Source organism: Pimelobacter simplex (assembly GCF_900114845.1).
GTDB classification, from domain to species: Bacteria; Actinomycetota; Actinomycetes; order Propionibacteriales; family Nocardioidaceae; genus Nocardioides; species Nocardioides simplex.
The window spans coordinates 548850-568184 of the sequence record NZ_FOUK01000003.1 but is presented as its reverse complement, the minus strand read 5'-3'; the positions used below and the strand labels follow the sequence as shown (position 1 = coordinate 568184).

Genomic DNA, 19335 nt, shown 5'->3' with positions numbered 1-19335 from the left:
TCGGTCCTCGGCCTCAGGCCCGGATCCGCAGCCCGCGCGGCGTGGCGATGAAGCCGGCCGTGGCGAGCGCGTCGCGGAGCGGCCCGCCGCTGCCGAGCAGGGCGGTGCCGTCGGCCTTCTCGACGGTGAGCTGGCCGAGCGTCCCGCGCCGGACCGCGGCCGAGAGCGCCTCGGCGGCCGGGGTGAGCAGGTCGGGGTCGTCGGACCAGGTGAGCAGCGTGCGTCCGCCGCGCTCGACGTAGAGGACGAGGGCGCCGTCGACCAGGACGACGAGACCGCCGGCCTTGCGACCGGGGCGGTGCCCGCCGCCGTCGGAGGAGTCGGCCGCGGGCCAGGGCAGCGCGGCGCCGTAGGGGTTGGCCGGGTCGGTGGCGGCGAGCGCGACGGCGACCGGCTTGTGGTCGAGCGCCTCACCGCCGGCGGGCGCAGCGTAGGAGCGGAGCCGGTCGACGGCGCCGGCCGACCCGAATTGGGCGGCGCCCAGACCCTCGACGAAGTAGCCGCGCCGGCAGCGGCCGGACTCCTCGAAGGCGCTGAGCACCTTGTAGATCGCGGCGAACCCGCCCGGCACCCGCTCGTTGACGACGGCGCCGCGGGTGACGACGCCGTGCCGCTCGAGGAGCTGCTCGGCGGAGGCGTGCGCGCGGCGGGTCGGGTCGGCGTCGATCGGCGGGAGGACGGCCCACCGGCCGGCGGTGTCGGGCGGCCCGGTGCGGGAGAGCCGGCCCGGGCGGGGTGCGGCGCGACGGGTGCGGTGGGCGGCCCGGCCGGATCGGGTGAGCGCGCGGAGCGGGGTGAGCGTGTCGTTGGTGAGCCGGCCGTCCCAGACGAGCGCCCAGAGCGCGGCGCTGACGGCCTCGTCGAGCGGGGCGTCGTCGCCGGCGTCGAGGGCGGCCCGGGCCACCTGGTCGGCGACCTGGCGGAAGAACCAGGCGCCGCCCGGCGCCAGCACGTCGAGGACCCGCTGCTGGAGCGGGTCGCCGACCGGTCCTGGCGGCGGGAGGGTGAGGTGCGCCCGGTCGGCCAGGTGCAGCGAGACCCAGCCGTCGGACCCGGGCAGCGGACCGTGCCCGGCCCACAGCACCTCGCCGGTCGCGGTCAGCTCGTCGAGCAGGGCGGGCTCGTAGTCGCGCACCCGGGCGGGCAGGACCAGCGACTCGAGCGCGCTGGCCGGGACGGCGGCCCCGGCGAGCTGCTCGATGGCGCGGAGTAGGCCGTCGGCGCCCCGCGGGCCCTTGGCGGTGGTGATCTGGTGCCAGGCGGTCGCGAACCGGGCGAGCGTGGTCGGCTCGACCGGCTCGATCTCGTGGCGCAGCTTGGCCAGCGAGCGGCGGCGCAGCCGGCGCAGCACCTCGGTGTCGCACCACTCCTCGCCGGCGCCGACCGGGCGGAACTCGCCCGACAGCACCCGGCCCTGGGCCTCGAGCCGCTGCAGCGTGTGCCGGACGACGGCCACGCCGAGCCCGAGCCGGACCGCGACCTGGTCGGAGGTGAAGGGCCCGTGGGTGCGGGCGTAGCGCCCCACCAGGTCGGCGAGCGGGTCGTCGACCGGCTCGGTGAAGGCGGCGGGCGTGCCGGGCGGGGCGGGGACGCCCAGCCCGTCGCGCAGGCGGGCGACGTCCTCGACGGCGGCCCACGCGTCGCCGTAGGGCATCCGGACGGCGACCACCCGACGGGCCGCGGTGAGGTCGGCCAGCCACTCGGCGACGGGGGCGTCGTCGCGGGCGCGGAGGCTCACCTCGTCGAGCGTCAGCGGGCCGAGCAGGCGCAGCAGGTCGGTGAGCCCCTCGGCGTCGCGGGCGCGCCGGTCGGGGACGGTGCGCTGGAGCTCGGCCTCGACCTCGGCGAGCACGTCGGGGTCGAGCAGCTCACGCAGCTCGGCGCGGCCGAGGAGCTCGGCGAGCAGGCCCTGGTCGAGGGTCAGCGCGGCGGCCCGGCGCTCGGCGAGCGGCGAGTCGCCCTCGTAGACGAACTGGGCGACGTAGCCGAACATCAGCGTGCGCGCGTAGGGGGAGGGCTGGGTGGTCTCGACCTCGGTGACCGCGACCTCGCGCTGGTCGACGCGGCGCAGCAGGGTGACCAGGCCCGGCAGGTCGTAGACGTCGTTGAGCACCTCGCGGACCGTCTCGAGAACGATGGGGAACGACGGGTAGCGCACGGCGACCTCGAGCAGGGCGGCCGCGCGCTGGCGCTGCTGCCACAGCGGCGAGCGGCGACCCGGGTCGCGCCGCGGCAGGAGCAGGGCGCGGGCCGCGCACTCGCGGAAGCGGGCGGCGAAGAGTGCGGAGCCGCCGACCTCGCGGGTGACGATCTCCTCGATCTCGTCGGGCTCGAAGACGATCAGGTCGGCGCCCGGCGGCTCGGCGTCGGTGTCGGGGATGCGGATGACGATGCCGTCGTCGGAGGCGAGCGCCTGGCCGTCGATGCCGTAGCGCTCGCGCAGGCGCGCGTTGATCGCCAGCGCCCAGGGGGAGTGCACCGCCGTGCCGTACGGCGAGTGCACCGCGAGCCGCCAGTCGCCCAGCTCGTCGCGGAAGCGCTCGACCAGGACGGTGAGGTCGCTGGGCAGCAGCCGGGTGGCGTCGACCTGCTCGCGCAGGTAGCCGACCAGGTTGCTGGCGGCGTTGTCGTCGAGGCCGATCTCGCGGGCGCGGGCGGTGGCGTCGGCCTCGGGCAGCGCGCCGAGCTCGCGGGTGAAGGCGCCGATCGCCTCGCCCAGCTCGGTGGGCCGGCCCGCGGTGTCGCCCTTCCAGAACGGCAGCCGGCCAGGCACGCCGGGGGCGGGGGTGACGATGACCCGGTCGTGGGTGATGTCCTCGATGCGCCAGCTCGTCGCACCGAGCGCGAAGACGTCGCCGACCCGGCTCTCGTAGACCATCTCCTCGTCGAGCTCGCCGACCCGGCGGTTGGTGCCCTCGCCGGCCAGGAAGACTCCGTAGAGACCGCGGTCGGGGATCGTGCCGCCGCTGGTGACCGCCAGCCGCTGGGCACCGGGGCGCCCGCTGATCACGCCGGTCACCCGGTCCCAGGTGATCCGGGGACGCAGCTCGGCGAACTCGTCGGACGGGTAGCGCCCGGCGAGCAGGTCGAGGACGGCGTCGTAGGCCGAGCGGGGCAGGTGGGCGTAGGGCGCGCTTCGGCGGACCACGGCGTAGAGCTCGTCGACGTCCCACTCGTCGACGGCGGTCACCGCCACGACCTGCTGGGCGAGGACGTCGAGCGGGTTGGCCGGGACGTGGAGCTGCTCGATGCCGCCGGTGCGCATCCGCGCCACGGCGACCGCCGCCGGCGCGAGGTCGCCGCGGTGCTGGGGGAAGAAGACGCCGTGGGAGGTCTCGCCGACCTGGTGGCCAGCGCGGCCGACCCGCTGCAGGGCGCTGGCCACGCTGGGCGGCGAGGCGATCTGGAGGACCAGGTCGACCGCGCCCATGTCGATGCCGAGCTCGAGGCTGCTCGTCGCGACGACGGCCGGCAGCCGCCCGGCCTTGAGGTCGTCCTCGACCTGGGCGCGCTGCTCCTTGGAGACCGAGCCGTGGTGGGTGCGCGCGAGCACCGGCGCCGCGCCCGCGGCGGCGCCGGACTGGGCCATGATCTGGGCGGGCGGCTCGACGCCGTCGGCGGAGACGCCCGCGGCGATCTCGTTGAGCCGGGCGGTCAGCCGCTCGGCCGTGCGCCGGCCGTTGGTGAACACGATGGTCGAGCGGTGGTCGCCGATGAGCTCGGCCACCCGCTGCTCGACGTGGGGCCAGATGCTCGCCCTGGCCGGCGGCGCCGTCGGGTCGTCGTCCTCGACGACCTGGCCGAGCTCGGTCATGTCCTCGACCGGCACCTCGACCCGCAGGTCCCAGGACTTGTGAGCGGGCGGCGCCACGATCTCGACCGGCGCGCTGCCGCCGAGGAAGCGCGCCACCTCCTCGGTCGGCCGCACCGTCGCGGACAGCCCGACCCGCTGGGCCGGCCGGGGGAGCAGCGCGTCGAGCCGCTCGAGGCTGAGCGCGAGGTGCGCCCCGCGCTTGGTGCCGGCCACGGCATGCACCTCGTCGAGGATGACCGTGTCGACGCCCCGCAGCGTCTCGCGGGCCTGGCTGGTGAGGATGAGGAACAGTGACTCGGGCGTCGTGATGAGGACGTCGGGCGGCCGGGTCGCGAGCCGGCGCCGGTCGCCCGCAGGGGTGTCGCCGGAGCGGATGCCGACGGTGACCTCGGGCAGCGGCCGTCCGGGGTCGAGGCGCTCGGCCGTCTGCCGGATGCCGGTGAGTGGGGCGCGCAGGTTGCGCTCGACATCGACGGCCAGCGCCTTGAGCGGGGACACGTAGAGCACCCGCGTGCGGTGCAGCCTGTCGTCGGGCGGCGGCGTGGTGAGCAGCCGGTCGATGCCCGCGAGGAAGGCGCTCAGCGTCTTGCCGGAGCCGGTCGGTGCGACGACGAGCGTGTGGTGACCGCGGCCGATGGCGTCCCAGGCGCCGGCCTGGGCGGCGGTGGGCTCGGCGAAGGCCGCACGGAACCACGTGCGGGTCGCCTCGCTGAACGCCGCCAGCGGATCGGGGGTCACCATGCGGACCATCCTCCCGCAGACCTCCGACATCGGTCCCGGGTCACACCCTCCGACCCGCCGGGAAGCCCGTCCACCGCAGCTCCTCGGGCAGGTGCGACATGTCGTTGAACACCGCCACGGCCGGCGCCCGGTCCGCGGAGAAGCGCAGGACCGTCAGCGCGGTGTGCCCGCTGTCGAGCCCCAGCCACCGCCAGGGTGGCGCCGCGCACGCATGCCGGACGAGCCACCCGATGGTGAAGGCGTGGGTCACGACGAGGTGGTGGCTGTCGTTCTCTCCGGCCTCGGCACCGGTCCACCGCCGGATCGCCTCCGCGGCGAGCTCGGCTCCCCGGGCCTGCTCCTCGGCCGACACGCCGGCCAGGAACGCGGTCACCCCGGCGCGGTGGTCGGCATGGATCTCCTGGAGCGACGGAACGTGGGGGACGTAGTCGCCGGCGGCGTCCAGCTCGGTCAGGGGCACGCCGGCGCCGAGCTCGGCCGCCACCAGTGCTGCTCTCGCGGTCGTCCTCGGCAGCGGGCCGTGCGCGACCGAGCTGAGGGGCAACCCGGCGAGCCGGCGTCCCAGCAGGCCGGCCTGCCGGGCTCCCGGTGGGGTCAGCCGGGCGTCGGCTCCCGCACAATGGTGGCGTGCGGGGGACGGAACGCCGGCAGGCGGTGGTCGCGGGAGCGGTGGTGCTCGTCCTCGGGGCCGTGCTCGCGTGGTTCCTGCTGGGCGATCGCACGGTGCCGGCACCCCCGCCCGCGCCACCGGGCGCGCTGCCCCTGCCCGCCGCCACTCCGGCGCCCAGCCCGACGCCGCCGCGCGACCCCTGTGCGACCCCGGCTCGCCGCGGGTTCGTCCCGACGGCGCTGAGCATCCCCGGTGTGGTGCGGCAGGCGGCCGTCCGGGGGTTCCCGCGCGACGCGCAGGGGGTGCCCGGCGTCCCGCCGGTCGCCGACAAGGACGTCGTCGCGTGGGACCTCGGTGGGGTCGAGCCCGGCAGCCGGCAGGGCCACGTGCTGCTCAACGCCCACACCTGGCCGAACGGCACCGCGCTGGGCAACCGGCTGCTCGACGGCCTGCGCAAGGGCGGGCGGATCGTGCTCCGCGGCGCCGGCGGGAAGCTCGCCTGCTACCGCGTGACCGAGCGCACCGAGGTGCGGGTCGAGGACGGCTATCCCGGGTGGGACGCCGTGGACGGCTCGCCCGAGGTGGTCATCGTGGTGTGCTCCGGCGTCCGGCGGGGGCCGGGGGACTGGTCGCACCGGACGCTCTGGTTCGCCCGCGCGGCAGCCTGAGCCTGAGCCGGCGCGGGGAGCCGGCCGTTGGCGGCGTCCGGCAGGTGCTGCTCGAGCACCCGGGCCAGGACGACGATCGCCGCGCACCCGGCGAGCATGAGGACGATGAGCAGCGTGCCCTGGCCGTGCTGGAGAAGCAGTCCGGCGACGACGGGCCCGGCGACGGTGCCGGCCTGGACCGCACCCGCGTTGATGGCGTTGGCCCGCCCGCGGAGGTGGTCCTCGGCGAGGTCGTTGGTGATCGCGGGGACGGTCGGCTGGAGCAGCGTCTCGCCGATGCCGAACATGAGGCCGAAGCCGAGCAGGCCGATCGCGGCGACGAGCCCGCCCGGCGCGATGCCGCCGAGGCCGACCAGGAGCCAGGCGATCGCCCACAGGCCGGCCATGCCGACGAGGACCCGGGTCCGGCGGCGGCCGCGGATGCGGCGCATCACGCCGAACTGCAGACCCACGATGACGAACGTGTTGACGGCGAAGGCGGCGCCGATGACGCCGGTCGAGAGCTCGGCGGTCTGCCGCGCGTAGCCGGGCAGGCCGGCCTCGAACTGGCCGTAGCCGATGAACGTGGCGACGAAGGTGAGCAGGGTCAGCCAGCGCACGGCCGGGCTGCGCAGGATGGCGCGGTAGCTCGGCGCCGCCGGCCCGGCCAGGCCGCGCGGCGGACGCGGGGCCCGGCCGTGCAGGTGGCGCAGCGGGCCGAGGAAGAGAGCGAGCGGGAGCAGCCCGGCGACCGCGTCCGCGAGGTAGATGGCGGTGAAGGTCTCGGGCCGGGCCACGTCGGCGAAGAGGCCGCCGACGACGCCGCCCACGCCCAGGCCGAGGTTGGTGAGCGCGAAGTTCACGCCGAAGTACTGCTGGCGCACCTCGCCCTCGACCACGCTCGCGATGAGCGAGTTGAAGGCAGGCCAGGCGGCGCCGAAGTTGATGCCGATCAGCGTGAGCGCGACCGCGGCGGCGCTCGGCGTCGTCGCGAACGCGAGGAGCGCGGTGCCCGCCACCATGCAGACCTGGCCGCCGAGCATGACCACGCGGGCGCCGTACCGGTCGGTGAGGGCGCCGCTCGGACCGGTCACCACGAAGGCGACCGCGGCGATGAGCGCCATCAGGCCGCCGGCGACGCCGAGGTCGAAGCCGCGCACCTCGTGGAGGTAGATGAGCGTGAACGGCAGCACCAGTCCGCGACCGAGGGTGGAGATCGCGACGGTGGACAGCAGCCAGCGTCCCTCACGAGGAAGTGCGGCCCAGAACGAGTTCAACGAGATCATGCGTGGACCGAGTACTTCACAACCGAAAACATTACGGTTCTGGTCGCGAGCGGAGGAAATCTGCCGGTCCCGAAAAGGCCCGGTTGTGGCGGACGACACGGCCCGTGGCCCGGGTGCGTGCCGATCGGCCCAGTTTGGGTGCCGAACCGAGGATTCGATCGGCGACGACCGAGGAAGGCTGGGGGCGATGCTCGGGGCAGCCCGCTCCGAGTGCCCAGCCAGCAACGGGGTAGCGATGAACTTGTCCGCGACGTACGGCGACCGGGCCGCGCTGCAGCGCGAGATCCGGGGTCCGCAGTGGTTCGCATCGGAGGAGACGACCGGTGGCCGTGACGAGCACACCGGCCTGGAGGTCGAGGTCGACGCGACGGGATGGCCCGTGCGGGTGGGTGCGCTGACCGCGGTCGCGCCCGAGCTGCGCGACGCGGCCGGCCTGCGCGGCGCGCTCGAGCGCGCGATCGGGGGCGCGGTCCTCGGACACCTGGCCCGCAACGCCGAGCGGCGCCGGCTGAGCCCGGCCGACCTCGAGCGGGGCCGCGAGCTGGTCGAGGGACGGCGCCGGCTCGTCCCGCCGCCGTACTACCGTGCGGCGCCGCTGGTCGCGCCGGACGGGCCGGTGCAGCCGCGCTCCGCGTGGCGCGACGACCGGCTCGACCGGACCGTCACCGGCACCTCGCGCGACGGCGAGCTGCGCATCGAGCTCGGCTACGTCGACGGCCTGCGCCGGCTCGAGGCCGACGCGCAGTTCCTCGCGACCGCCCCGGCGGACCTGCTCCGCCACGCTCTCAACGAGGCGTTCACCGACGCCCAGGAAGGAGGCCGGCGATGAGCACGACCCCCAACCCGAGCCCGGTCTACGGGCCGTTCGTCCCGCCGCAGTGGAACCCGCCGGACGATCCTCCGGGCTACGGCGAGCCGCACCCCCCGGGCGGCCCGAACGGCGAGTTCTCGGCCGAGATCCAGGACCTGGTCACCGCGTCGGTGGCCTGGGACGGGCTGTCCGCGGCCCTGCAGAAGGTGTGGGGCTATGCCTCCGAGGGCTGGGGCTATCCCGGGCTCTTCGGCATGCAGGACACGCTCTACACCGCCGGCCGCCTGCACCAGACGATCAACGAGGTGCTCGTCAACGGCGCTGCCGACGGCCACTGGATCACCCAGACGCTGGCCAACGGCCTGGTCGAGACCGCGAACGACCTCAGCGGCACCGACACCACCCAGGGTGAGAACTTTCGCAAGCTGAAGGAGCGGGCAGGCGAATGACTGAAGCAGACAAGGACCCGCAGGTCTTCCTCACCCAGGTCAACGACGCCATCGAGGACGTCAACAAGGCCATCGGCCAGTTCATCGAGAAGTCGGCGAACTTCATCAACGACCACCTCACCGAGGGCGGCATCCTCGGCGGCTTCCTGACCGCCGGCATCCCCGGCGCGATCGTCGGCGGACTGATCGGCAACGAGCTCGAGGACCGGTTCAACGACGCGATCGACAACATCAGCGAGGCGTGGGAGACGGCGTCCGAGACGATCCGGCAGTCGATCGGCTCGATCCTCGGCGACCCGCTGCGGATGTCGAGCATCGCCAGCCGCTACCGCGACTCGGTCGAGGAGCTCGGCCAGGTCCGCATCGACATCGACGCGGCCAACCGCTACCTCGCCAAGAGCTGGACCGGGCGCGCCTACACGGCGTACGAGAACACGTCGGCGTTCCAGCTCAAGGCCGTGCAGGGCATGTCCGACTCGTTCGCCGAGGCCGCCGACCTGCTCGACGACCACCAGGTCAACCTGCTCAAGCACTGGAACGCGCAGCTCAAGAACCTGGTCGACCTGGCCGCGGCCATCCTCGGCAAGGCCGGCGAGCTCGGCGACGTCGGCAACTGGTTCACCGGCGGCGCGGGCGTCGTCGTGCAGATCATCGTGACGGCCGGGTCGCAGGCGGCCTCGATCGTCAAGGAGGCCGTCGACTACTGGATCACGCTCAACGTCGGCAACGCCGGCGACTGGGACGCCATCCAGGCCAAGCTCGGCCAGCGCGGCTTCGAGGGCGACAAGTGGCCCGACTTCACGGGCGTCGACCTGCCCAACCTCAACGGGCCCTGGCAGAAGGCCTGAGCCTCAGCGGGTGAGGGGGAGCGACCCGGTCAGCGTGACCGGGTCGCCCCCGACCGTGCTGGTGCGGCGGACCTCGAACCGGGTGCCGCCGGGGGCGAAGACGAGGGTGGACGACGTCGCCCCGGGCGAGCCGCTCCGGTCGTCGTCGCTCGTCGCGACGGGCGCGGCGCCGTCGAGTGTCGCGCTCACCTCGGCACCGACGACGGCGGTGCCGGCCGCGGGCTGCAGCGTGGTCTCGAGCTGGACGACGTGCCACGGGCCGCCCGCGGACCAGCCCTGGCCGGCGACCCAGGGCCAGCTCGCCGTCCGCGCGCGGCAGAAGGCGCTGCCGCCGGTGCGGGTGAACGACGCGGGCGTCACCGCGGAGAGACAGCTGGTGTAGTCGGTCGCCTCGGAGGCCGCGGGCGCGTAGAGCGGCTGGGCGGCGGCATCGACGTGGGGGGCGGTCGCGCCCTCGGTGACCGACTGGGCGACGCCGTCGAACACGACCTCGAACGCCCAGTCGCCGGGCTCGGCGAGGGCGACGTAGACGAAGCCCTCGGTCCGGCTCAGGCCGTCGACCTCGAGCGGGATCCGGCGGTCGCCGGCGACGAGCGCGAGCTCGTCGGGCACCCGGGGGTCGAGCACCGACGTCTGCACGGGCGCAGGGACGCCGGTCCCGGCCTCGGTGGCCCACGAGACGGCGACGAGCGTGGTGCCGTCGTCGGGGGTGACGTCGTCGGTGGCGGCGGTGCCGGCGTCGGGCAGCGGGGCGATCCGCGCCGTGAGGCGGCCGTCGGGCAGCTGGAGGTCGACCGTCCAGCCGCGGGCGGCCGCGTCGCTGCCGGGCGCCGGGGCGTCGGTCGTCGCCCGGACCACCTCGCCGGCGGCGAGGTCGTCGCCGGAGCCGCCGAGCACCGTGCACCCCGAGGCGAGCACCAGGACGGCGGTGGCGGCGGCGGTGCCGGCCGTGGTGGCGCGGAGGAGCGGTCTCATGCGGGCGAACCTTCCCCAAGGGCGGCCGGTTCACTCGGCATCCCGTTGACCGTGGGGGAGACGTGCCGCTCGAGCACCCGGGCGACGACAGCGATGGCCGCGCAGCCGAGCACCATGAGCCCGATGTAGACGGCGCTCAGGTCGTGCTGGAGCAGGAAGCCGGCCACCACGGGCCCGGCGATGGCGCCGCCCTGGAAGGCGGCGGCCGTGAGCGCGTTGTAGCGACCGCGGGTGTGGTCGGAGGCGAGGTCGTTGCTCATCGCCGGGACAGTCGGCTGGAGCAGGGTCTCGCCCAGCGCGAACACCCCCATGAACGCGATCACCCCGGTGGCGGCGGCCAGGCCGCCCGGGGCGAGCCCGGCCAGTCCGAGCAGGGCCCAGGACACCGCCCAGGTCGCGGCCATCACCAGCATCACCCGGGTGCGGCGGCGTCCGCTGATCCGCGAGAGCACGGCGAACTGCAGCACGACGATGATCGCCGTGTTGACCGCGAACGCGAGCCCGATGGTCCGGGTCGACACCTCGGCGGCCTGGCGCGCGAACCCGGGGAAGCCCGCCTCGTGCTGGCCGTAGCCGATGAAGGTCCCGACGAACGTGAGCAGCGTCAGCCAGCGCACCGCCGGCTCGCGCAGGATCGCCAGGTACCCGACCGTCGCGGGCGCCGCGCTCCCGTCGGCCGGTGCCGCCGCCCGGCCGTGGACGTGGCGCAGGGGGCCGAGCAGGAGCGCCATGGGGATCAGCCCGGAGGCGGCGTCGGCGAGGAAGATCGTGGTGAAGGTCGCGGGCCGGCCCACGTCGGCGAACAGCCCGCCGACCACACCGCCGACACCGATGCCGAGGTTGACGAGCGCGAAGTTGATGCCGAAGTACTGCTGGCGCAGCTCACCGCTCACCACGCTCGCGATCAGCGCGTTGAAGCCCGGCCACGAGACGCCGAAGTTGAACCCGATGAGGACCAGCGCCGCCGCAGCGAGGGCGGGCGTCGTGGCGAAGGCGAGCAGGACGTTGCCGGCGATCATGGCGGCCGTGCCGGTCAGCAGCACCGCGCGGGCGCCGTACCGGTCGGTGAGGGCGCCGCCGGGGCCGGTGACGAGGAAGCCGACGACGGCGATGAGCGCCATCAGCGTGCCGGACAGGCCGAGGTCGAAGCCGCGCACCTCGTGGAGGTAGATCAGCGTGAACGGCAGGGTCAGCCCGCGGCCGAGGGTCTGGATCGCGACCGTCGACAGCAGCCACCGGCCCTCGGTGGGGAGCGCGCCCCAGAACGCCCTCACGGGTGCTTGGGTGGCAGGCTCGCGGCGTAGGACGCCCCGATCCCGACCCACGTCCCGAGCGTGGCGTCGTCGCTGACGTCGTCGGCGGCGACCCGGAGCCAGCCGCGCATGCTCCGGCCCTGCATCTCCATCGGCACCGCGGCGGTGGTCTCGACGTAGTGGTCGGTCTCGTCGGGCGCCACCCGCACCATGATGCCGCCCTGGCCGGACGCGGCGACGGCCATGTTGCCGCCGACCATGAAGCCCAGCCCGCCGAACATCTTCTGCTCGGTCACCTCGCGTCCCGCGACGCTCGGCTCGTCGACCAGGAGGTCGCGGAGCCGGGCCGCCAGCAGCTCGTCGTACGCCATGGGACGAGGCTAGGGCCCGGCACCGACAGTGGCCGAACGGTTATCGGCCCTGTCGGCCATGTCGGCCCTGTCGGCTCAGGCCGACCACTGCGGGTCGCGGCCGATGAAGCCGACGAGCCGGTCCTGCCAGCTCGCGTCGTCGGCGACCGGCACCCGGGGGCCGTACTGCCCGCTCTGGCGCAGCATCTCGTCCATCGGCTCCATGCCGGTGAGCATCGCGCGGCAGCGCTCCTCGTCGAGACGGTCGTCCTGGCCGGTGGCGCGGGCGAGGTCCCACGTGTGCAGGAAGACGTCGTTGGTGTAGAACTGCGCGATCGCCTGGGGGAGCGGCATCTGGGGGAGGCGCGGGTGGGCGAAGGTGACCTCGTCGTTGGCCGGGTCGTCGAGGACGGCCTGGACGGCGGCGGCGTGGTGCTCCCACGCGCCGACGGGGTCGTCGTCGACCGGCGGGCCGAGTGCCAGGCGCAGGTCCGTGCCGTCGGCGAGGAACGGGGGGAACCACTCCACGAGGTGCCGGACGACGTCGCGGGCCCGCCAGTCCGGCACGGGCGTGGCGGCGTCCCAGCCGCGGTGGTCGCCGGCGCCGACGCCGCGCACGCGGTCGCCGAAGGTCCCGGCGACCGCGCGGTGCTCGTCGGCCGGTGTCACTCTGCGGCCTCGGAGAGCTCGGCGAGGAGGCGGTCGAGCGCGGCGTAGCCCTCGTTGACGCCGACCTCCATGCCGCTGGCGAGCATGCCGGCGCGGGACTCGAAGTCGTAGACGACCGAGAGCGCCTCGAGCCGGGTCCGGCCCCCGGGCAGCTCGACGAAGACCAGCGTGTCGAGGCTGACCGCGTCGGGCATCTCCTCGAAGCCGAAGGTCTGCACGATCTTCTCGTTCTGGTTCACCCGGTGGACCGCGCCGTAGAAGTGCGCGACGGCCGCGCCCTCGCGGGTGGCGGTGTAGCGGTACTCGCCGCCGGTGCGGATGTCCCACACGTCGATGTCCATCCCGATCGAGTCGGGGCCCATCCACTGCCGGACGAGCTCGGGCTCGACGTGGGCGCGGAAGACGAGCTCGCGCGGGGCGTCGAACTCGCGGACCATCCGCACGGTCGGGACGTCGGGGTCCGCCTCGATGAGGGTGGCGGGCGTGGTGGTGTCGGTGCTCATCCTGCTGCTCCTTCTGCTGGGTCGCTGATCTCGGTGGGGGAGTCCTGGCCCTGCATCCGGGCGAGGACGGTGTCGAGGCGGCGGTAGCGCTCCTCGGCCTGCTGCTGGTAGCGCTCGATCCATTTGGTCATCAGGTCGAACACCTCCGCTTCCAGGTGGACGGGCCGCCGCTGGGCATCGCGGCTGCGCCGCACCAGGCCGGCCTCCTCGAGCACCTTGAGGTGCTTGGAGACGGCCTGGAGCGACACGTCGTACGGCGCCGCGAGCTCGCCGACCGTCGCGTCGCCGGCCGCCAGGCGGGCGACCATGTCGCGACGGGTCGGGTCGGCGAGCGCGCCGAAGATCCGCGACAGCCGGTCGTCTTGCTCAACCATGAGGTTGAGTAAACGCCCGGTCCGGTCCGGTTGTCAACCGTTGGGTTGAGAAAGGTCTAGCGACTGATCGCGGCGACGTGGCGCCAGAAGGGGTCGTCGTCGGACTCGGCGTCGATGTGCGGCGTGACGGCGACGATCTCGGCGGCCCGCTCGGGGACCTCGACGCCGAAGGTCGTGCGCAGCCAGGAGCGCAGCGCGTCGGGCGGCTGCCAGGCGAACGTCTCGGCCCCGTCGGCCTCGTCGGCCCCGCCGGCCTCGGCGAGCTCGCGGGCGAGGTCCTCGGCCGGCGTGAGGGCGTGCACCTCGGGCCAGGCCGGCTCGCCGTACCCGATGGCGAGGAAGCGCAGGAACCCGATCGTGTCGTCGGCGATCAGCCCCACCCAGCTCGACCCGGAGCCCGAGCCGAGGTGGCCGTAGCGGGTCCGGTCGCCGTCGAACCACAGGGCCGCGTAGGAGCCGTCGCCCCCGGTGCGCGCGATCGGGACGACGCTCGACGTCTCGGCGGCGTCGGGGTTGCCGGTGTAGTGACGCAGGTGGTCCGGGTCGGGGACGGCGAAGTAGACGCCCGACTGCCCGTCCTCGGGCTCGCCCGGGTAGAGCCGCACGAAGCTGCCGTGCTCGTTGTCGATCCGGGCGCCGACGGCCTCGAGGTGGTCGAGGGCGGCGCGCAGCTCGTCGGGCAGCCGCCGCCCGGCGGGCAGGGCGGCCTGGACCAGGTCGGCGAAGCCGGTCATCGTCGTGCCCTCAGCCGCGCGTCATCGGCGGCGAGATCAGCGTCGCGTCGCCGCGCCGGTAGAGGAGCGCGCGGCGTCCGCCCGCCTCGGTGGCGTGCCCCCGCGTGTCGGTCGGGACGACGAACCCGTCGGTCCCCAGCACCTTGCGGCGGAAGTTCCCGAGGTCGGGCGGCGTCCCCCAGACCGCGGCGTAGACCCGGCGCAGCTCGGGGAGGGTGAACGGCTCGGCGACGAACTCGGTGGCGAGCGTCGTGTACTCCAGCTTGGCGCGCACCCGCTCCCGGGCGTCGACGAGGATCTGCCGGTGGTCGAACGCGAGCGCCGGGCCGTCCGCGTCGTCGGGGCCCTCGAGCAGGTCGTCGACGACCCACCACCGCGCGTCGGCGGCATCGGTGCCGGCGCGCGGCTCGGGCAGGTCGGGGGCGAGCGCGACGTGGGCCACCGAGACCACGCGCATGCGGGGGTCGCGGTCGGGTGCGGAGTAGGTCCGCAGCTGCTCGAGGTGGCCGGGGAAGCGCTCGACGCCGGTCTCCTCGCGCAGCTCGCGCCAGGCGGCCTGCTCGGCGTCCTCGTCGGGCTCGACGAAGCCGCCGGGCAGGGCCCACGAGCCGGCGAACGGCTCCTCCCGGCGCTCGACCAGCAGGACGGCGAGCGCGCCGTCACGGATGGTGAACACCGCGAGGTCGACCGCCACGGCGAACGGCGGGTGCTCGCTCATCGCGCCACCTCGACCCCGGCCGCGGCCAGCTCGTCGAGGGCCGCGGCCGACGAGTCGGGCGCGACGCCGGCGTGCAGGCCGTCGAGGAGCCGGACGGTGAAGCCGGCCTTGACCGCGTCGAGCGCGGTGGCGCGCACGCAGTAGTCGGTGGCGATGCCGGTGACGTCGACCTCGGTGACGCCGGCCGCGTGGAGCAGGTCGGCCAGGCGCTCGCCGGTCTCGGTCACGCCCTCGAACGCGGAGTACGCCGGCTCGCCCATCCCCTTGACGACGTGGTGGGTGACCGCGCCGGTGGTGAGCTCGGGCGCGTAGTCGGAGCCGGTCTCGCCCTGCACGCAGTGCACCGGCCACGTGCTCACGAAGTCGGGGTCCTGGCCGGGCTCGTGGAAGTGCCCGCCGTTGGTCTCGCCGGCGCGGTGCCAGTCGCGCGAGGCGGCGACCAGGGCGTAGTCGGTCGCGTGCGCGGCGAGGTGCTCGCTGATCCGCCGGGCGACCTCGCGCCCGCCGGTGACGCCGAGCGAGCCGCCCTCGACGAAGTCGTTCTGGACGTCGACGACGACGAGCGCCTTGGTGCTGCTGCTCTTCGGGGCCATCGGGGTCTCCTCTCGAAGGGTGGTGGTCAGGTAGGCCGCGCCGGCCGAGACGCTGCGGGCCTCGGCGGGCAGCGCGGCCAGGGTGGCGGCGGCGAAGTCGCGGACCTCGCCGAGCGTGGGCCGGTGCACGACCTCGCCGGAGCGGACCAGGGGGACCTGGACCGGGCGCGCGCCGTCGCCGGGCGGGGGAGCGTCGGCCGTGGTGAACCACTCGGCGACGAGGAGGCCCTGCTCGTCGTACGTGCGGAAGGGGTGCTTGCGTCCGCCGACCGAGCCCTTGTCCTTGGACTTCTTGGCGACGGGACGGAGCGGAGCGCCCGCGCCGTCGGCGATCGCGACGAGCTTGTAGACCATGCTCGCCGTGGGGTGGCCCGAGCCGGTCGCGACGCGGGTGCCGACGCCGTAGCCGTCGATGGGGGCGTCGGCGAGCGCCGCGATGACGAACTCGTCGAGGTCGCTGGTCACCACGATCCGGGTGCCGGTGGCGCCGAGCTCGTCGAGCAGGACGCGCGCCTTGTGGGACTCCTCGGCCAGGTCGCCGGAGTCGATCCGGATCGCGCCGAGGCCGGTGCCGGCGACCTCGACCGCCGTCCGGATGCCCTCGGCGATGTCGTAGGTGTCGACGAGCAGGGTGGTGCCGACGCCGAGCGCCTCGACCTGGCTGCGGAAGGCGTCCGCCTCGGTGTCGTGGGCGAGCGTGAAAGCGTGGGCCGCCGTCCCTGCCGTCGGTACGGCGTAGCGGCGGCCGGCGGCGAGGTTGCTCGTCGTCGCGAACCCGGCGAGGTACGCCGCCCGCGCCGTCGCGACCGCCGCCTCCTCGTGCGTGCGGCGCCCGCCCATCTCGATGATCGGCCGGCCCTGCGCGGCGTCGACCATGCGCGCCGCGGCGCTCGCGATCGCGGTGTCGTGGTTGAGGATGCTGAGCACCAGCGTCTCGAGCACGACGCACTCGCCGAGGGTGCCGGTGACGGTGAAGATCGGGCTGCCGGGGAAGTAGAGGTCGCCCTCGCGGTAGCCGTCGATGTCGCCGCCGAAGCGGAACTCCGCGAGGTAGCGCGCGGTCTGCTCGCCGATCACCCCCTCGGCCTGGAGCCACGCGAGCTCGTCGGCGTCGAAGGTGAAGTGCTCGATTGCGGTGAGCAGGCGGCCCAGCCCGGCCAGCATGCCGTAGCGGCGGCCCTCGGGCAGGCGGCGGGCGAACGCCTCGAACACGGCGGGGCGGCTGGCGCTGCCGTCGCGGACGAACGAGTCGAGCATGGTCAGCTCGTAGCGGTCGGTGAGCAGTCCGGTGCGGTCCATCGCAGCTCCTCGATGTTGTAGTCATTGTGACTATAACAGGGGTGGTCTAGCGTTCACCAGCATGGCGCGCGCCACCGATGCGTACGAGCAGCATCTTGCCGACCACGAGCGCGACCGGCGCCGGGCGCAAGGCTCGTTCTACACGCCGCCGGAGCTCGTCGGCTGGATCCTCGATCGCGCGCTGCCCCGCACCGCGGACGCGACGGTCCTCGATCCGGCCTGCGGGACCGGGCACTTCCTCGTCGCCGCCGCCGAGCGGCTGGGGGTGCGCGCGGTGCACGGCTCCGACCTCGACCCCGAGGCGGTGCGGATCGCGCGCGAGCGGCTGCAGGCCCTCGACGCCACGGTGACGGCCGACGAGATCGCGCAGCGGGTGGTGGTGGCCGACGGGCTGACCGCCTGGGCCGGCCGGACCTTCGACGCCGTCGTGGGCAACCCGCCGTTCCTGGGCCAGCTGCGCCGGCGCTCGGCCGGGCGCAGCGAGGAGCACCGCCGCGGGCTCGGCGCCTACACCGACACGAGCGCGGTCTTCCTGCACCGCGCCCTCGGGCTGGTCGCGCCCGGCGGGGTGGTCGCGCTGGTGCAGCCGCTGTCGGTGCTCGCCGCGCGCGACGCCGGGCCGGTGCGCGCGGCGGTGGCCGCGTGCGGGGCGATCACCGACTTCTGGACCTCCGACCGCCCGGTCTTCGAGGGGACGCCGGTGCTGACGTGCGTGCCGGTGGTCCGCGCAGGCGCGGGGCCGGCGACCGACCCCGACGCGTGGGGGCGGCTGGCGGCGCCGGCGTTCGGCGTCCCGTCGCCGGTGCTGCCCGACGACGGCCCGCTCGTCGGCGACCTCGCCGACTGCACGGCCGACTTCCGCGACCAGTTCTACGGCCTCGCGCCGTTCGTCCGCGAGGCGCTGCCCGGCGGCACGCCGCTCGTCACCACCGGCCTGATCGACCCCGCCGAGTCGCGCTGGGGGACGACGGCGACCCGCTTCGCCCGGGTCCGGTACGACGCCCCGTCGGTCGACCTCGCCGCCCTCCGGGCCGACGGGAGCCTCGCCCGGTGGGCCGACGCCCGGCTCGTGCCCAAGCTGCTGGTGGCCGGCCAGGGGCGGGTGATCGAGGCGGTCGCCGACGAGCACGGCGCGTGGCTGCCGTCGGTGCCCGTGGTCAGCGTCGTGCCGCGTGACAGCGCGGACCTGTGGCGTCTCCTGGCCGTCCTGCTCGCCCCGCCCGTCGTCGCCCACGCGGCCACGCGCTACCTCGGGACCGGCCTGACCCCCGGCTCGGTGAAGGTGAGCGCCCGCCAGGTCGCGGCGCTGCCGCTCCCGCCGTCGTCCGGTGCCGCGGCGTGGGCCGAGGGCGCGGAGCTCGCCCGGCGGGCTCAGCACGCCGGCGACGCCGACGAGCGGGCCGGCCTGCTCGTCGAGACGGGGCGCGTGATGACGGCCGCCTACGGCGCCGGCGACGACGTGCTGGCGTGGTGGGCGGCGCGGGTGCGGCGGCGCACCGATGAGTCCGGCGCGGTCGCCGGGTCGGCACCTGCATGAGCGAGTTCCTGGCTGACGGTGCCGAGCTGTTCGCGGGCATCTGCGTGCGCGACTACGAACGGGCCCGCCCCTGGTACGAGGCACTGCTCGGGACACCGCCGACCTTCCTCGCGCACGAGACCGAGGCGGTGTGGGAGGTCGCGCCGCACCGCTGGCTCGTCGTCGAGCAGCGGCCCGAGCGTGCGGGCTTCGCGACCCAGACGCTGTTCGTCGCCGACCTCGACGCGCGGGTCGCGGCTGCCGCCGGCCGGGGGATCGAGCCGGCCGACGAGGAGGTCTACGGCGAGGGCGTGCGCAAGGTGATCTACCGCGACCCCGAGGGCAACGAGATCGGCTTCGGCGGCAACCCGTCAGCGGCCGCGTAGCCGCCGGGTGAGCGAGTCCGCGGTCGCGACGACGGCCGCGGCGAGCCGGTCGCGCTGGCGCTCGTCGACGGAGCCGCCGGTCGGGTAGGTGATCGCGACGCCGGCCACCGGCAGCTCGTTGTGGTCGACGACGGCCGCCGCGACGCTCGCCATCCCGTCGGTCACCTCGCCCTGCTCGACGGCGTAGCCCCGCTGGCGGGTCTCGGCGAGCACCGAGCGCAGGGCCGTGGGGGAGGCCGGGCCGACGCCGGTGCGGTCGACGAACGACTCCCGGTCCGGGTAGAGCGCGCGGACCTGGCTGGCCGGCTGCCGGGCGAGGATCGCGCGTCCGCTCGCCGTCAGGTGCGACGGCAGCCGGACGCCGACGTCGGTCACCAGCGGCGGCCGGCCGGGTGCGCGCTCCTCGACGACGTAGAGGACATCGCGGCCGTGGGGGACCGCCAGGTGCGCGCTGTGCCCGGTCCGGTCGACGAGCGTGGCGAGCGGTCGCCGCGCGATCCGCTGCAGCGGCGCCTGCCGGGCGTAGCCCGAGCCGACCTCGAACGCCGCGACGCCGAGCCCGTAGCGCCGGTCGTCGGCCAGGTGCACGACGAATCCCTCGTCGGCCATCGCCTGCAGCAGGTGGTACGTCGTGGAGCGCGGGATGCCGAGCTCGCGCGCGATCCGCTCGACAGCGACCGGCTCGGGCTGGCCGGCGAGGAAGCGCAGGACCCGCAGGGCGCGGGTGGCGGCGGGGACCTGGGCCACGTCCGCGCTCCT

Annotated in this window: 18 protein-coding genes; 5 read left to right on the top strand and 13 right to left on the bottom strand. The window is 75.0% G+C overall.

Annotation, left to right across the window (positions count from 1 at the left end; translation table 11 throughout):
- Positions 1-13: 13 nt before the first annotated feature.
- From BM223_RS15560 to BM223_RS15545, 3 genes are all read right to left on the bottom strand, one after another.
- A complete protein-coding gene (locus BM223_RS15560) occupies positions 14-4564 on the bottom strand; it encodes an ATP-dependent helicase (protein ID WP_038679548.1) in 4551 nt (1516 codons plus the stop codon).
- A 31-nt stretch (positions 4565-4595) separates the two neighbouring features.
- Entirely contained in the window at positions 4596-5288 is a 693-nt protein-coding gene (locus tag BM223_RS15555) for a histidine phosphatase family protein (protein WP_082003974.1), read from the bottom strand.
- 421 nt (positions 5289-5709) lie between these two features.
- On the bottom strand, positions 5710-7098 hold the full coding sequence (locus BM223_RS15545; protein WP_075018634.1) for an MFS transporter: 1389 nt from the start codon (positions 7096-7098) through the stop codon (positions 5710-5712).
- A 235-nt stretch (positions 7099-7333) separates the two neighbouring features.
- Here BM223_RS15545 and BM223_RS15540 point away from each other — a divergent pair, with 235 nt between their 5' ends.
- From BM223_RS15540 to BM223_RS15530, 3 genes are read left to right on the top strand one after another with little or no spacing between them, the layout of a single operon-like run.
- A complete protein-coding gene (locus BM223_RS15540; RefSeq protein ID WP_038679546.1) occupies positions 7334-7927 on the top strand; it encodes a hypothetical protein in 594 nt (197 codons plus the stop codon).
- A complete protein-coding gene (locus BM223_RS15535) occupies positions 7924-8358 on the top strand; it encodes a hypothetical protein (RefSeq protein ID WP_038679544.1) in 435 nt (144 codons plus the stop codon). The genes BM223_RS15540 and BM223_RS15535 overlap by 4 nt, the downstream gene beginning before the upstream one ends.
- Positions 8355-9206 (top strand): WXG100 family type VII secretion target, encoded by an 852-nt coding sequence (locus BM223_RS15530; RefSeq protein ID WP_038679542.1) that lies wholly within the window; start codon positions 8355-8357, stop codon positions 9204-9206. Before BM223_RS15535 ends, BM223_RS15530 begins: the two co-directional genes overlap by 4 nt.
- 3 nt (positions 9207-9209) lie before the next feature.
- Here BM223_RS15530 and BM223_RS15525 read toward each other — a convergent pair whose 3' ends face one another.
- The 9 genes from BM223_RS15525 to BM223_RS29055 form a co-directional block, all read right to left on the bottom strand.
- Positions 9210-10181 (bottom strand): hypothetical protein, encoded by a 972-nt coding sequence (locus tag BM223_RS15525; protein WP_038679540.1) that lies wholly within the window; start codon positions 10179-10181, stop codon positions 9210-9212.
- A complete protein-coding gene (locus BM223_RS15520) occupies positions 10178-11455 on the bottom strand; it encodes an MFS transporter (protein WP_038679538.1) in 1278 nt (425 codons plus the stop codon). The genes BM223_RS15525 and BM223_RS15520 overlap by 4 nt, the downstream gene beginning before the upstream one ends.
- Positions 11452-11805 (bottom strand): TfoX/Sxy family protein, encoded by a 354-nt coding sequence (locus BM223_RS15515; protein ID WP_038679537.1) that lies wholly within the window; start codon positions 11803-11805, stop codon positions 11452-11454. The genes BM223_RS15520 and BM223_RS15515 overlap by 4 nt, the downstream gene beginning before the upstream one ends.
- 75 nt (positions 11806-11880) lie before the next feature.
- Positions 11881-12453 carry a TIGR03086 family metal-binding protein gene (locus tag BM223_RS29070; protein WP_038679536.1) on the bottom strand — a complete coding sequence of 191 codons (573 nt, stop codon included), beginning with the start codon at positions 12451-12453 and terminating at the stop codon, positions 11881-11883.
- Positions 12450-12956 carry an SRPBCC family protein gene (locus BM223_RS29065; protein ID WP_038679534.1) on the bottom strand — a complete coding sequence of 169 codons (507 nt, stop codon included), beginning with the start codon at positions 12954-12956 and terminating at the stop codon, positions 12450-12452. The genes BM223_RS29070 and BM223_RS29065 overlap by 4 nt, the downstream gene beginning before the upstream one ends.
- Entirely contained in the window at positions 12953-13330 is a 378-nt protein-coding gene (locus BM223_RS15500; protein WP_038679533.1) for an ArsR/SmtB family transcription factor, read from the bottom strand. Before BM223_RS15500 ends, BM223_RS29065 begins: the two co-directional genes overlap by 4 nt.
- Before the next feature lie 56 nt (positions 13331-13386).
- Positions 13387-14064, bottom strand: a complete 678-nt coding sequence (locus BM223_RS15495; protein ID WP_052138731.1) for a hypothetical protein — start codon at positions 14062-14064, stop codon at positions 13387-13389.
- Positions 14065-14074: 10 nt separating this feature from the next.
- Positions 14075-14782 (bottom strand): NUDIX hydrolase, encoded by a 708-nt coding sequence (locus BM223_RS15490; RefSeq protein ID WP_038679532.1) that lies wholly within the window; start codon positions 14780-14782, stop codon positions 14075-14077.
- Positions 14779-16674, bottom strand: coding sequence for a nicotinate phosphoribosyltransferase (locus tag BM223_RS29055; protein WP_075018633.1), 1896 nt, complete (start codon positions 16672-16674; stop codon positions 14779-14781). The genes BM223_RS15490 and BM223_RS29055 overlap by 4 nt, the downstream gene beginning before the upstream one ends.
- Positions 16675-16735: 61 nt before the next feature.
- On the opposite strand from BM223_RS29055, the gene BM223_RS15480 reads away from it, so the two are divergent.
- Complete coding sequence (locus BM223_RS15480; protein WP_038679529.1) at positions 16736-18211, top strand: HsdM family class I SAM-dependent methyltransferase; 1476 nt, start codon at positions 16736-16738, stop codon at positions 18209-18211.
- Entirely contained in the window at positions 18208-18576 is a 369-nt protein-coding gene (locus BM223_RS15475; protein WP_038679527.1) for a VOC family protein, read from the top strand. The genes BM223_RS15480 and BM223_RS15475 overlap by 4 nt, the downstream gene beginning before the upstream one ends.
- On the opposite strand, the gene BM223_RS15470 is transcribed toward BM223_RS15475, so the two are convergent.
- On the bottom strand, positions 18562-19323 hold the full coding sequence (locus BM223_RS15470) for an IclR family transcriptional regulator (protein WP_038679525.1): 762 nt from the start codon (positions 19321-19323) through the stop codon (positions 18562-18564). The genes BM223_RS15475 and BM223_RS15470 overlap by 15 nt on opposite strands.
- Positions 19324-19335 lie beyond the last annotated feature (12 nt).